Source organism: Pontibacterium sinense (genome assembly GCF_015209595.1).
In the GTDB taxonomy this organism is placed as follows: Bacteria; Pseudomonadota; Gammaproteobacteria; order Pseudomonadales; family Balneatricaceae; genus Pontibacterium; species Pontibacterium sinense.
The window spans coordinates 92,881-105,659 of record NZ_JADEYS010000016.1 but is presented as its reverse complement, the minus strand read 5'-3'; the positions used below and the strand labels follow the sequence as shown (position 1 = coordinate 105,659).

Genomic DNA, 12,779 nt, shown 5'->3' with positions numbered 1-12,779 from the left:
TGATGCTGAACAAGTTTTGTTCTCTCCGCTTCAAGTTACTGATAGTACTGATCCCTGCTGCCCTCATTGCGCTGATGCTTTCGTTTGGCTACTCGGCCCACAGTGCACAAAAGCAGTTTGATGAGAATCTAGAGCAAAAACGAGAAAGCCTGAAGCGATACCCATCAGTTCTGGTTGAACCCCTTTGGAATTTCAATACGGACGCCTTAAAAAGCATCACTCACGCGATGATGCTGGACCCGGATATTTTGCAGGTTTCAATCCACGATGAGGGCAATAATCTTGTCCATCAAGTCCATTCTGAAAATTTTAATAACGTTTCAATCGCATTCACACTGGAAGAACCGCTGATCTACCAGAACGCCCATATCACCCAACATGCTGGAACATTGCAGATCATCGTCGGCAACACCAGTCTGCTGAAAGAACAAAAGGGCTACTTTCAGGAAACATTGTTGTCGCTGCTACTGGTCGCAATTACGATGCTGTTATCAGTGTATGTGATCTATGCCCGCTTATTGGGTGGCCCTATCCAGTCTCTGATGCAGGCGATCAATCGTAGCCAGGGAGAGCTGGACTTTGCCAAGGTCAAACACTGCTCCAATGATGAACTGGGCGAAATCACCCGTGCGTTTAACGAGATGCAGTGCAGAATCGAACAGGATCATACGCACTTAAAAAGCAGCGAACACCGTCTGCGTACGCTGTATCACTCAACCCCTTCCCTACTCTTTAGCCTGGATGCTGACGGCAACATCTGCGACGCCAGTGATTACTTTCTGAAAGCACTGGGATTTGCACGCTCGGACATGATCGGTAAGACCTTGTCCAACCTGATTGCCAAGGATCACTCTCCATCGGGTGCGGAAAGACTGGTACACACACTATTCAAACAAGGATCTGTCACAGATTTTTCATTGGTTATTGAGGACGCTGTAGGAAAACATAGAAATGTTGTGATTAATGCAACACTCTCCGCTTTCGACTCCTACCCCGGAGCACTCGCCGTCATGACTGATGTCACGAGCCTGACACAGGCGCATAAGGAGCTGGACCGACAGGCGAATACCGATATGCTTTCGGGCCTCCCCAACCGTAATCAGTTCCAACAGTATCTGGAACTGATGGTGGACACCCGAAAGCAAACCCAAACACCGTTTGCTGTTTTATTTATCGATCTGGACAGATTCAAATCGATTAACGATACCTTTGGCCACCATGTCGGTGATGACCTGATCCGAGCCGCTGCCCAACGTATTCGTAACGAACTGCGTGATGCCGACAAAGTAGCCCGCTTAGGAGGTGACGAGTTTGCTGTGGTGTTGGAACATATCGAATCACCAGAAGATGCGGCAGAAACCTCGCGCCGAATCTTGAAGAAACTCGAGGGCAGCTTTCATCTGAACGATTGCAGTATTCACGCCTCTGCTTCCATCGGGATCGCCTGCTATCCCAGCGATGCAGACACCCCTACACGCCTGCTACAAAACGCCGATGTTGCGATGTATCGCGCCAAAGAGGATGGTCGATCCTGTTATGCGCTGTACTCTCCAGAGCAAAACAAAGATACACCTGAGCGCGCACGGATTGAGGAATTGCTACGCTGCGCTATTGATGATGACCTGCTAGAACTGCACTACCAACCCATTATCAACCTCACACAAAGCCGGATCACTGGTGCCGAGGTATTACTGCGCCTGAAAGATGGCGAATCGCTGGTGCCCCCGTTCCGCTTTATCCCTCTGGCTGAAGAAACCGGATTGATTGTGCCCATTGGGGCCTGGTGTATAGAACAAGCCTGTGCACAGCTGGCAAAATGGCGAAAAACGCTGGACCCGGACTTTTATCTGTCGGTGAATGTATCGACCCGTCAGTTTCAGTCAGACCAACTGCTCAACACACTGAAAAGCGCTCTTCACCAGCATCAGATACCCCCTAAAAGCCTGTTGATCGAGATTACTGAGAGCCTGCTGCTGCACGACAATCATAATAATATACAGGTTATTACACAGCTGGATGAGCTGGGCTGTCAGATCGCCATTGATGATTTTGGAACGGGTTATTCAGCCCTGAGCTATTTGATGAAATTCCCGCTGGACGTGCTCAAAATTGACCGCTCTTTTATCACTAACTGTGCCAGTCAAAAAGACAGCAAAAAGACGGGCCTGGTAGAGGCGATTATTCAGATGAGCCACAGTATGAATCTGAAGGTTATTACTGAAGGGATAGAAACACGCGAACAGATGGACTTCGTTCTGGATCAGGGCGGCAACTGCACACAAGGATTCTACTTCGCAAAACCCATGACCGCAGCAGCACTGGATGCAAGCTGGGAGTCTCTCTGTGAAGAGGTGCGCATCAAGTGTGCACACCCCGAAAGACTCCTGCTGGACGAGAAGCTGGGATAAGCCCGTGTCGGGCGACGACCCGACCTTAGATCAGATGCGGGTCAGATACACACCACATTCCAAATGATGGGTGTAAGGGAACTGATCAAAGATCGCAAAGCGTTCGATCTTATGGGTCTGGGTGATGACCGCCAGATTCTCTTTTAAGGTTTCCGGATTGCAGGAGACGTAGATGATGTTGTTGTATTCCTGCACCTGCTTCACCGTATCATCATCGAGACCAGCACGTGGCGGATCGACCAACACGGTGGTGAAATCGCAGCTTTCCAGATCCAGATCTTTGGTACGACGCTTCTGAACCTGACCACTCAATACTTGTGAGAACTCTTCTGAGCTGATGCGGACAACATCAACATTGTCGATCTTGTTCGCTTCGATGTTGTACTGCGCAGCATAAACCGAAGATTTGGAGATCTCAGTTGCCACAACTCGGCGGAAATTCTGCGCCAGCGGCAGGGTAAAGTTACCGTTACCACAGTACAGCTCCACCATATCGCCACCGGCATTTTCGCTGGCAGACAACGCCCATTGGATCATGGAGCGACACACTTCACCGTTTGGCTGGCTGAAGGCGTTTTCAACCTGTTTATAGATATAGTCGCGGCCGTTAATGTCCATCGTTTCGATCACGAAGTCTCGATCCAGCACGACCTTTTTCTTGCGCGAACGACCGACAATATCGATACCAAACTTGTCTTTCAGTTTGCGCGCTTCCTCTTCCCATACCTCATCAATCGGGCGATGGTAGAGCAGGCTGACCAGCAGTTCACCACTCAGGGAACTCAGGAAATCAACCTGAAACAGACGACGGCGCAACGCTTCGATGCCACGAATCTCATCCAGTAATTTAAACATCATGTCATGGATGGTTTCAGACACCATCGGGCAGCTGGTCAGCTTGGTATGCTGGTGTTTGCTACCCGGCTCGAACATGATGTAGTCGAGGTCATCACCGTCATGCCAGGTGCGGAACTCCGCACGCAATCGATAGTGCTCTTTTGGCGATTCAAAAAGCTCGATCTCTGGTAGCTCAAACGCCGAGAACTCGCTCTCGACCCAGGCTTTTTTCTCAGCCAGAAGTTCGTCGTACTTTTCCGGTTCCACCTTGGGAATCGCCATCGTTACCTCACCTGTTCGTACATTAGTGCTAAAAGTCGCGCGATTCTATCAGCCACCGCGTTGGACGAATAGCTACCCGATGCTCAAAAGCAGGGATATTTTACCGTAAGGTTACCCTTTCGGTTCATAAACCGTTGTAAACAGCGTAAAATTGCCCGCTTTCAAGCGAATCATAATATTCAGGTTTATAACGCCCACCATGACTGAACAGCGTAAGATTCTTGTTACCAGCGCTCTGCCTTATGCCAACGGCCCGATTCACCTGGGTCACCTGGTAGAGTACATCCAGACCGACATCTGGGTTCGTTTCCAGAAACAACGTGGCCACAACTGCACCTATGTGTGTGCGGATGATGCGCACGGCACCCCGATCATGCTGAAAGCAGATCAGATGGGTATCGAACCGAAAGAACTGATCGATCAGGTAAGTGCTGAGCACCAGCGTGACTTCAGCGGCTTCATGGTGGGCTTTGATAACTACTACTCCACGCACTCTGAAGAGAACCAGCACTTTGCGTCGCTGATCTACACCAGCTTGCGTGACAAAGGTCACATCGCACAGAAAACTATTACTCAGGCGTACGACCCTGAGAAAGAGATGTTCCTGCCCGACCGTTTCGTTAAGGGTGATTGCCCGAAATGTGGCGCGGAAGATCAGTACGGTGATTCTTGCGAGAAATGTGGCGCGACCTATAGCCCGGTTGAGCTGAAAAACGCTTACTCGGCGGTATCCGGTGCGAAGCCGATCGAAAAAGAATCCGAGCATTACTTCTTCAAGCTGGGTGATTTCGAAGCGTTCCTGCGTAACTGGGTGGATAACCACGTGCAGGAGCACATGATCCACAAGCTGAACGAATGGTTTGAGTCTGGCCTGCAGAACTGGGATATCTCCCGTGATGCGCCGTACTGGGGCTTTGAGATCCCAGATGCGCCGGGCAAATACTTCTACGTATGGCTGGATGCACCGATCGGTTACATGGCCAGCTTCAAAAACTGGTGTGACAAGAACGGCGTTGATTTCGACGAGTACTGGAACGAGTCCTCTAATACCGAGCTGTACCACTTCATCGGTAAAGATATCGCGTACTTCCACACCCTGTTCTGGCCTGCCATGCTGGAAGGTGCGGGTTTCCGTAAGCCAAACGGTGTGTTCTGTCACGGCTTCCTGACGGTTGAAGGCCAGAAGATGTCCAAGTCCCGCGGGACGTTCATCATGGCTGAGACCTATCTCAAGCACCTGCGTCCAGAGTACCTGCGTTACTACTTCGCTGCGAAACTGGGTTCCGGTATCGATGATATCGACCTGAACCTGGAAGACTTCCGCATGCGTGTAAACGCGGATCTGGTGAACAAGGTTGTGAACATCGCCTCTCGCTGTGCGGGCTTCATTAAGAAGAAGTTTGACGGTGAACTGGCGTCAGAACTGGCAGTACCGGCACTGTACGAAGAAGCGGTTGCAGCGGGCGAACTGATCGCAGACGCTTACGAAAATCGCGAATTTTCCCGTGCGATGCGTGAAATCATGGCGATTGCTGACAAAGCCAACCAGTACATCGATGCAGCTGAGCCTTGGGTACTGGCGAAACAGGAAGGTAAAGAACAGGAAGTACAGGATTGCTGCTCTATGGGCATCAACCTGTTCCGTGTGATCATCACCTACCTATCTCCGATCTTGCCGCAGGTTGCGGAAGATGTGAAAGCGTTCCTGAACGTTGATGATCTGGCATGGGATGCAATTCAGACCCCACTGCTGTCGCACAAGATCAACAAGTTCAAACCGCTGATGCAGCGTGTTGAAGAAGACAAAGTCAACGCGATGATCGAAGACAGCAAAGCTACACTGGCAGCGCTGGCAGCAGCGGCTCCAGCAGTAGTGGACAACAAACCGTCCAACGCACAGAGCGAGCTGGATAAAGAGCCAATTGCTGACGAAATCACCTTTGATGATTTTGCAAAGATTGACCTGCGGGTCGCACGTATTGCTAAAGCAGAACACGTTGACGGCGCGAAGAAACTGCTGCAGCTGACATTGGATCTGGGCGGTGAAACCCGCAACGTCTTTGCAGGTATCAAGTCTGCATATGCACCGGAAGATCTGGAAGGCAAACTGACGGTGATGGTTGCCAACCTGGCGCCACGCAAGATGAAGTTTGGCATGTCTGAAGGCATGGTGCTGGCAGCAGGTCCGGGTGGTGAAGACCTGTGGATTCTGGAACCACACGAAGGCGCACAGCCGGGTATGCGGATTAAGTAATCCGTTTTCCTGAAACGCACGTCATAAAGCCCGGTCACTGCCGGGCTTTTTTGTGCCTGAATCCCACCGCAACTCTCTTACTTCTGGCTCCCATCATCCTCCGTGGGTACCCATACGTTACTTCCCGACTAGCAGAATACTTTAGCTGCGCGGTAACGTTGACCGCTGTATACATTCCCACGCGGAGCATGGGAACGAGATATATTGTAGCTATGTCTGGTTCTCTGGTTCCCATGGTCCTCCGTGGGAACCCATACAATGCGCCCCGGCTGGCTGAATGCTTGAAAAATACGCGGTAACGTTGACCGCTGTATGCATTCCCACGCAGAGCATGGGAACGAGATATATTGTAGCTATGTCTGGTTCTCTGGTTCTCTGGTTCCCATGGTCCTCCGTTGGAGCCCATACAATGAGTCCAGGCTAGCTGAATGCTTGAAAAATACGCGGTAACATTCACTGCTTTATGCATTCCCACGCGGGAGCATGGGAACGAGATATATTGTGGCTATGTCTGGTTCTCTGGTTCCCATGGTCCTCCGTGGGAACCCAGACGGTGCGTACCGGTTAGCTGAATGCTTGAGATACGCGGTAACGTTGACCGTTGTCTGCATTCCCACGCAGAGCATGGGAACGAGATATATTGTAGCTATGTCTGGTTCTCTGGTTCCCATGGTCCTCCGTGGGAACCCATACAATGCGCCCCGGCTAGCTGAATGCTTGAGATCCGCGTTAACATTAGCTGCTGTATGCATTCCCACGCAGAGCATGGGAACGAGATATATCGTAGCTATGTCTGGTTCTCTGGTTCCCATGGTCCTCCGTGGGAACCCATACAATGCGCCCCGGCTGGCTGAATGCTTGAAAAATACGCGATAACATTAGCTGCTGTATACATTCCCACGCGGGAGCATGGGAACGAGATAAAACCGTAGGTTGGATCGAGTAAAGCGATACCCAGAAAAGCCTAAGCGTTAGGACCTCCCCCAAGAAACTCAATCCTCGGGCCATACACTTAGACCGCACCTGCTATTCTGAAACCAATAGCCGCAATCACCGGGACGCCACTATGAAACTCCTGCTAACACTAATAGCAGTCTTAATCATCGCCGCTCTGATCGGCTTAAGTGTTATGGGTATGATGTCTAAATCAGGCGGGGCACCGGGGTTAATCTCCGGCAAACTCAGCCAATGCCCTGAGTCTCCGAACTGTGTCTGCACTGAATTCCAGATCGATACAGACCACTATCTTCCACCCGCCACATACAACAGCAACGAGATAAGCACCGTACGCAAGCAGGTACGTGCAGCGATCAATGCATCGGGCGGTGAGCTATTAAGGGAGCGGGACAACTACTTCGTCGCAACGTACACATCCGGCACGTTTGGATTTGTAGATGACCTTGAAGTGCGGATTGAACAGGATACCAAACAGATCCATATCCGTTCTGCATCAAGGGTGGGTTACAGCGATCTCGGCGCCAATCGTGAGCGGGCGAGTAAACTGAAATCATTGCTAGGCGGGGTATAGCGGTTGGGTGAGGCAGAGTACAATTTACTCCGCTCATCCCAACATTCTAGCGGATGCTACTTTTGGTCCTGCTTACGGCGGGCTTTCTCTTCCTGTGCTTTGATGTATTCGCGGTCCATCGCTCCATACTGGCGTTCATACGCATCAGGGTCTGAACGCCACAAACGGTAGAGTTTACGGTCATTATTCGCCATCGGTGGTGGTGTTTCACGATAGCGGCGAATGGCGTTCAGGGTTACCGGTGTAAACACCAGAACAACAAACAACAGCACCAGCAGATATTTATACTCTTCAAACATTCAGGCCACTTCAATCAATTATGTTTTATGCCGGTGGCCACAACCCTGTTACCCAACCCAGCTTTTTATTAATGGTAGCAACAATGCCAAGGTTATTAACGACAGCACCGTTGTAGAAAGAATAGTACTGGATGCTAACTCTACCCGCTTCTCATATTGTTGTGCCAGAACATACACCATTGATCCGGCAGGCAACGCAGCCAGCAATACAGCCGATGCCGCCCAGAACGGGTCTAAGCCCATAACCAGCACAATCCCCCAAGTCACCAGCGGTTGTACCAGCAGTTTCATGACCGTCATCCAGCTTAACTGCAGCATATTACCCTTCAGGGACAGACCATACAAAGACAACCCCATCGCAAACAGCGCAACGGGCGCGGCCGAAGGCGCAATCATATTGAGCAGGTTGTCGATCGGGACCGGCACGGTCAGAGAATAGTGTGACACCAGCATCCCCAATACCGGTGCCAGCATCACCGGATTGGTCAGAAAGATGCTTTTAAACAGCCCAAATATCGAACGACGTTCCTGCCCTCCCCCATCCATATTGGCACAGAGCGCCAGCACAAAGATCATCACCATATTGGTGGTCAGCGTTACAATCACTACGGGCAAGGTGCCTTTATCGCCAAACAGGAAATAAAACAGCGGAATACCCATGTAGACCGTGTTGCCCCAGCTCCCAATCAAGCCAACAACGGCACTGTCCAGCGGGCCGGATATTTTCATCCAGCGGGTTCCCAAAAACGCGATCACGATCACCGCTGCAGTACCGGCAAAATACGCAGCAAGAAACGGCCAGTTGATAATATCGGCAATGGCGACACGAGCCGTGGAGGTAAAAAGCAGCGGAGGTATTGCGATATAAAAAACGTACTGGTTCAGCGCCTTTGCCGCCCCCGCATCCAACAGCCCGCTCTTGCGACAGCTCCAGCCTAATGCCATCAAGGCAAATACCGGGATCACGGTTTCCAGTAACAGTTGCATCTACACTCCCCTGTCAGTGTTCTACTGACACGCTCAACCTGATAAAAAGGTTGAAGATTCTACCTTCCATCCAGACTGGAGACTATTGCTGAATAGGCATTTCACTGTTGCGACTTTGAGGGGTGCAGTTCAACCCTATGGGGGAGAGTAAGAAGAGGAAAAACGAGGCTGGCGCAGATCCAACCTCGCTCAGGGTCAATTAACCCATTGGGATGCCGTTGACCGTGATTTGGCCTTTTACGACGTTGACCTCTGTGACGATCTTGCCGCCCTCTTTCTTCACCAGCCCATGTTTAGCGAACTGATTGAGCTGATTGCGAGGTTGTTGATCAGGCAACGCATTTACCAGCGTCTCATCAACGCTAAATTTAAAATTGCCGTCCAGCTTCTCACGAATCGCATTAGGATCTTGCATACTGCGCATCAGATCAAACGCCGCCACCTGCACACTGCCATCAGCGACCAAAACACCTTTGTCTGTCTGTACATTTAACGCATTCAGATTCAGATTAATGCCCTGAGCTGTCAGCCCGCCCATCAACCCCATCATCACAAACGGATTCTGTCGCTGTGCCGCAGGCATCTCATTGATCTGCTGAGTGAGTGTTTTGAACGCCGCATTATTGACATCAAACGTCATATCCAGCTTGGCACTACTGAGGTTAACTGGGGAGGCCTCGACCGCAGAACTAAGCTCCATGTCGCCCATGCTGTTTACAACATCCAGCAGCAAACGCTCTTCCTTTTCTGTCTGCCGTATCTCAAAGCCGAGGTCATTCAAAGTAACCTGCATCTGCTTATTCTGAGCATTGAACCAAAATTCACGCAACTTCATATCCGCTGTAAATTCAGCAAACAGGCCTTCCATGTACGATGAACCCGGTACCAGGGTGCCGCTTTGCGTCATCGTCACGCCGGACATTTTTAATACTTCTTCACCCGTAGAAGATACCGTCAGAGAACCCATCTGGCCTTCACCGGTTATCTGATCCCCGTCCAGCGAACCCGTGCTTTCCAATGCCCCTATAACTACTTCTGTATCCTTCTGTTTAATCGAGAAGGTATCCGTCATCAACGTATGATCAATCGCCAGCGTTTGATCAAAAGGGTTAAACGATGCATCCGCCAGAAATTGTATCGCCGGCTTAGCAGGATTGGCCTGAGTCGCCTTTATCTGATCCAGCAACTCACCCGGAGCGATCTGGGTAATATACTGAGCAGACAAAACACTGTTCTTCACTCTGATATCAAACGGAATACGTTCCAGCGAGAGGGCTTCGGTGATCTCCGGATCCTGCAATACCAGCTCAAGACGATAGCTGTTTTCAATAAAACTACGCTCTGACTGCAACTCAACCTTCAACACACCCTGATAATTTGGTGCTTGGTTCACCTGATCAACAAAGGCAACCATCGACTCATGTGCCTGATCACCGGTGTATTTAATACTCGCTGCACCAGCTGCTGCAACACCGACTAATACCACGGGAATAACAACGTTCTTCATCCCTAAAAACTCCTGTGAATCTACTCCATTAATGATGCCACGCAGTCTAGCACAGATTGACGACCACACAGGGTCAGGCGGAATGAGACAAACGCCCTTCTTTCAGGCACAAAAAAGCCGCACTAACTAGCGCGGCTTTTTTCGTAAGAGAACGACTTATTTTACGGAGCAAGTCAGTTCTTCTTCGATTTTCATCATGCCAGCTTCAACAGCTTCGATCGCTTTTGCGTCGTGGTCGTTTACTGGGCAGCCGCACTTGTGGTCACCGTTAGTAGCGTGCAAGCGAGCCTGTTCCAGGTGCCACTGAGCAACTTTCAGATGCTGATCTACATTCATCGTATTTTTTCCTTATCAAACCGCGAGTTTGTGAAATAATTCGCGCGAGACTTTACCACAGTTTTTTTAAAAGTTGTCCCAGATCAATGAAAAAAATCACGGATGAAAATGAGATTTATTCTTAACAATAAATCCCCGACTTTCATCCTGTGTTTTTTGATCTAATATCCATTTCATAACTTATGACCTTATAGGAAACCATCGATGGAAGACGTACTGCTTCAACTACAGGAGAACAGCGCTCAGGTTGTTGTACCTCTGGAGCTGCCGACTGAAGACCAACTTATCGAGGTTGAAGAGGAGATCCTCATCCCGATTCCGGTCGAGATGCGGGAATTTATGCTCAAAACCGGCGACATTATCTACGGTACGCTTGAGCCAGTGACGGTGGCCGATCCACAGTCACACACCTTCCTACCCGAGGTCGCAGCCAACGTCTGGGCTGACGGCGTACCTCGCGAATTCATTCCGATCTGCGTGTCTGATGGCACATACTATGTCATTTCACAGGATGGCGAAGTCCTCCTCTGGTCATTAGACCAAGGCGAAGCGACTGAAGAGTGGAGCTCTATCTGGCACTGGGCCAAAGACGTCTGGCTGGAAAGCTGAGACCAGATACAACCTCACTAAGGAAGTACTATGCATAAGCGCCGTTTAGGCTCTTTGTCTGTCTCAGCCATCGGGCTGGGTTGTATGAGCCTGTCCCATGGATACGGTCGGTGTGATCCGGCCCAAGCCGAAAAGGTGCTGCTTAAGAGCCTCGATCTGGGATACGACTTCTTCGATACTGCTGCGGTTTACGGCTTTGGCACCAATGAAACGCTGCTGGGACGCATCCTGAAACCACACCGCCAATCCATCACCCTGGCGTCAAAATGTGCGCTGTACGGCGACAGCAGCGGAAAACGGATCATCGACGGCAGCCGCCAAAACCTTCATCGCATGTGTGATGAAAGTTTGCAGCGCCTGCAAACGGATGTCATCGACCTCTATTATCTGCATCGTAAAGATCCAGATACCGAGATCGAAGAGAGCATGCATGCACTGGCAGAGCTGAAACAGCAGGGAAAAATACGCAATATTGGCCTGTCAGAAGTCTCATCTGACACGATTCGTCGCGCTCATGCGATTCATCCGGTGGCCGCCGTACAATCCGAATACTCACTCTGGAGCCGGGGTGCTGAACGCGATGTCCTGGATACCTGTCGAGAACTCGGCATCGGCTTTGTGCCATTTAGCCCGGTAGGACGCGGCATGCTGACCGGTAAAATTCGCAGCACACAAGGATTTTCGGAGAGTGATCTGCGACGTAATATGCCACGTTTCGCAGATAATGCCTTCGGCCATAACCTTGCCGTTGTGGATCAGTTTTGCACACTGGCGAAAGAACTGGGTCACAACCCGGCGCAACTGACGCTGGCCTGGCTACTGAATAAGGGAGATGACTTAATCCCTATTCCGGGCACAACCGATTTGGAACATCTGGCTGAAAATGCGTCTGCCAGCGAAATATCTCTCACATCCGCTGAGATTGAGCAGATAGAAACGGTACTGCATCCAAACCTGATCAAAGGTGAACGTTACCCGGCCGCAGGGATGCGAGAAATCGATAGCGAAAACTAACCCTGAATACTGATCTCTAGTAAGACGCGAGCAGCGTTTGACTCAGCTGCTCGCGCTGACCTTTCAGGTTGTATGCATCGTGTTCTGAAAATAGCCATTGGTGCAAGTGAGCGGTATCGTGAACATCACTGCTGCGGGCCTGAAACCGCGCCAGACTTTCAGCTTCCCGCCGACAACGCTCCGCGATCACCGCTTCATCTAACCCTGCATCCGAAACAGGTTCGAAGGCCAACCGGTATGGCAATGCAGAGAAACGATCACTAAACATAAACTCAAAAATCGCCCGAGTGCGGGGCATATGAAAGTTCGACGTAATCACCTTGAGGCGCGTTAATTCAAGCGGCTCGGTATGAAGGGTGCGCGCAAAATAGGCGTTACCGAGTGTATCGTAAGAACTTGTCTCAAATAACAAACGTTCTTCAGGGATACCGGCTTCCCGCAGATATTGTGCTGCAACAACCGATTCATAGATCGGAAAACCTTCTCGATCGGAGGGTAACGGCTTGTGGAACGTACCGGCACTCAAGCAGATATAGTAACGAGCAGGCTCAGAACTCAGGGCAGCCTCAAGGCGGCGCAATGTCCATGCGGGCAATTGCCCATCTGCCGACACACCGCCGCCAGGAATCATCACTGCATCCCACTTGTATTGCTCGCCCATCACACACCTCGTTGAATTGCCGAGAGCTATCATAACAGAGTCCAAATAACAGTATTG

11 protein-coding genes are annotated in these 12,779 nt (G+C 50.6%); 5 read left to right on the top strand and 6 right to left on the bottom strand.

Translation table 11 applies throughout. The annotated features are described in order from the left end of the window. The first annotated feature begins 2 nt into the window (after positions 1 to 2). Positions 3 to 2,408: an EAL domain-containing protein gene (locus IOQ59_RS15295; protein WP_193954279.1), complete on the top strand. Its 2,406-nt coding sequence runs from the start codon at positions 3 to 5 to the stop codon at positions 2,406 to 2,408. Positions 2,409 to 2,438: 30 nt separating this feature from the next. Here the strand turns inward: IOQ59_RS15295 and trmA are convergent, their stop codons facing one another. Further along, positions 2,439 to 3,527 (bottom strand): tRNA (uridine(54)-C5)-methyltransferase TrmA, encoded by a 1,089-nt coding sequence (gene trmA, locus IOQ59_RS15290; protein WP_193954277.1) that lies wholly within the window; start codon positions 3,525 to 3,527, stop codon positions 2,439 to 2,441. Between the two features lie 199 nt (positions 3,528 to 3,726). On the opposite strand from trmA, the gene metG reads away from it, so the two are divergent. After that, positions 3,727 to 5,781, top strand: a complete 2,055-nt coding sequence (gene metG, locus IOQ59_RS15285) for a methionine--tRNA ligase (protein WP_193954275.1) — start codon at positions 3,727 to 3,729, stop codon at positions 5,779 to 5,781. 1,066 nt (positions 5,782 to 6,847) lie between these two features. Continuing rightward, positions 6,848 to 7,309 (top strand): DUF1499 domain-containing protein, encoded by a 462-nt coding sequence (locus IOQ59_RS15280; protein WP_193954274.1) that lies wholly within the window; start codon positions 6,848 to 6,850, stop codon positions 7,307 to 7,309. Between the two features lie 56 nt (positions 7,310 to 7,365). Here IOQ59_RS15280 and IOQ59_RS15275 read toward each other — a convergent pair whose 3' ends face one another. The 4 genes from IOQ59_RS15275 to IOQ59_RS15260 all read right to left on the bottom strand — a co-directional run bounded on the left by IOQ59_RS15275 (position 7,366) and on the right by IOQ59_RS15260 (position 10,438). Next, positions 7,366 to 7,608: a hypothetical protein gene (locus IOQ59_RS15275; protein ID WP_193954272.1), complete on the bottom strand. Its 243-nt coding sequence runs from the start codon at positions 7,606 to 7,608 to the stop codon at positions 7,366 to 7,368. A gap of 48 nt (positions 7,609 to 7,656) precedes the next feature. Beyond that, positions 7,657 to 8,595: an AEC family transporter gene (locus tag IOQ59_RS15270; RefSeq protein ID WP_193954271.1), complete on the bottom strand. Its 939-nt coding sequence runs from the start codon at positions 8,593 to 8,595 to the stop codon at positions 7,657 to 7,659. 199 nt (positions 8,596 to 8,794) lie between these two features. Beyond that, entirely contained in the window at positions 8,795 to 10,102 is a 1,308-nt protein-coding gene (locus tag IOQ59_RS15265) for a DUF945 family protein (RefSeq protein WP_193954269.1), read from the bottom strand. A 156-nt stretch (positions 10,103 to 10,258) separates the two neighbouring features. After that, positions 10,259 to 10,438 (bottom strand): hypothetical protein, encoded by a 180-nt coding sequence (locus IOQ59_RS15260; protein WP_193954267.1) that lies wholly within the window; start codon positions 10,436 to 10,438, stop codon positions 10,259 to 10,261. A gap of 204 nt (positions 10,439 to 10,642) precedes the next feature. Here IOQ59_RS15260 and IOQ59_RS15255 point away from each other — a divergent pair, with 204 nt between their 5' ends. Both IOQ59_RS15255 and IOQ59_RS15250 read left to right on the top strand, forming a co-directional pair. After that, positions 10,643 to 11,047, top strand: a complete 405-nt coding sequence (locus tag IOQ59_RS15255; RefSeq protein WP_193954264.1) for an SMI1/KNR4 family protein — start codon at positions 10,643 to 10,645, stop codon at positions 11,045 to 11,047. A gap of 30 nt (positions 11,048 to 11,077) precedes the next feature. Then, on the top strand, positions 11,078 to 12,061 hold the full coding sequence (locus IOQ59_RS15250) for an aldo/keto reductase (RefSeq protein WP_193954262.1): 984 nt from the start codon (positions 11,078 to 11,080) through the stop codon (positions 12,059 to 12,061). A 16-nt stretch (positions 12,062 to 12,077) separates the two neighbouring features. On the opposite strand, the gene IOQ59_RS15245 is transcribed toward IOQ59_RS15250, so the two are convergent. Next, positions 12,078 to 12,722 (bottom strand): YdcF family protein, encoded by a 645-nt coding sequence (locus IOQ59_RS15245; RefSeq protein WP_193954260.1) that lies wholly within the window; start codon positions 12,720 to 12,722, stop codon positions 12,078 to 12,080. Positions 12,723 to 12,779 lie beyond the last annotated feature (57 nt).

What these genes read in the sequence shown, in the direction of transcription:
- IOQ59_RS15275 (WP_193954272.1), bottom strand. Translation starts at nt 7,608, where the DNA reads ATGTTTGAAGAGTATAAATATCTGCTGGTGCTGTTGTTTGTTGTTCTG.
- IOQ59_RS15250 (WP_193954262.1), top strand. Translation starts at nt 11,078, where the DNA reads ATGCATAAGCGCCGTTTAGGCTCTTTGTCTGTCTCAGCCATCGGGCTG.
- trmA (WP_193954277.1), bottom strand. Translation starts at nt 3,527, where the DNA reads ATGGCGATTCCCAAGGTGGAACCGGAAAAGTACGACGAACTTCTGGCT.
- IOQ59_RS15280 (WP_193954274.1), top strand. Translation starts at nt 6,848, where the DNA reads ATGAAACTCCTGCTAACACTAATAGCAGTCTTAATCATCGCCGCTCTG.
- IOQ59_RS15245 (WP_193954260.1), bottom strand. Translation starts at nt 12,722, where the DNA reads ATGGGCGAGCAATACAAGTGGGATGCAGTGATGATTCCTGGCGGCGGT.
- IOQ59_RS15270 (WP_193954271.1), bottom strand. Translation starts at nt 8,595, where the DNA reads ATGCAACTGTTACTGGAAACCGTGATCCCGGTATTTGCCTTGATGGCA.
- IOQ59_RS15255 (WP_193954264.1), top strand. Translation starts at nt 10,643, where the DNA reads ATGGAAGACGTACTGCTTCAACTACAGGAGAACAGCGCTCAGGTTGTT.
- metG (WP_193954275.1), top strand. Translation starts at nt 3,727, where the DNA reads ATGACTGAACAGCGTAAGATTCTTGTTACCAGCGCTCTGCCTTATGCC.
- IOQ59_RS15260 (WP_193954267.1), bottom strand. Translation starts at nt 10,438, where the DNA reads ATGAATGTAGATCAGCATCTGAAAGTTGCTCAGTGGCACCTGGAACAG.
- IOQ59_RS15265 (WP_193954269.1), bottom strand. Translation starts at nt 10,102, where the DNA reads ATGAAGAACGTTGTTATTCCCGTGGTATTAGTCGGTGTTGCAGCAGCT.
- IOQ59_RS15295 (WP_193954279.1), top strand. Translation starts at nt 3, where the DNA reads ATGCTGAACAAGTTTTGTTCTCTCCGCTTCAAGTTACTGATAGTACTG.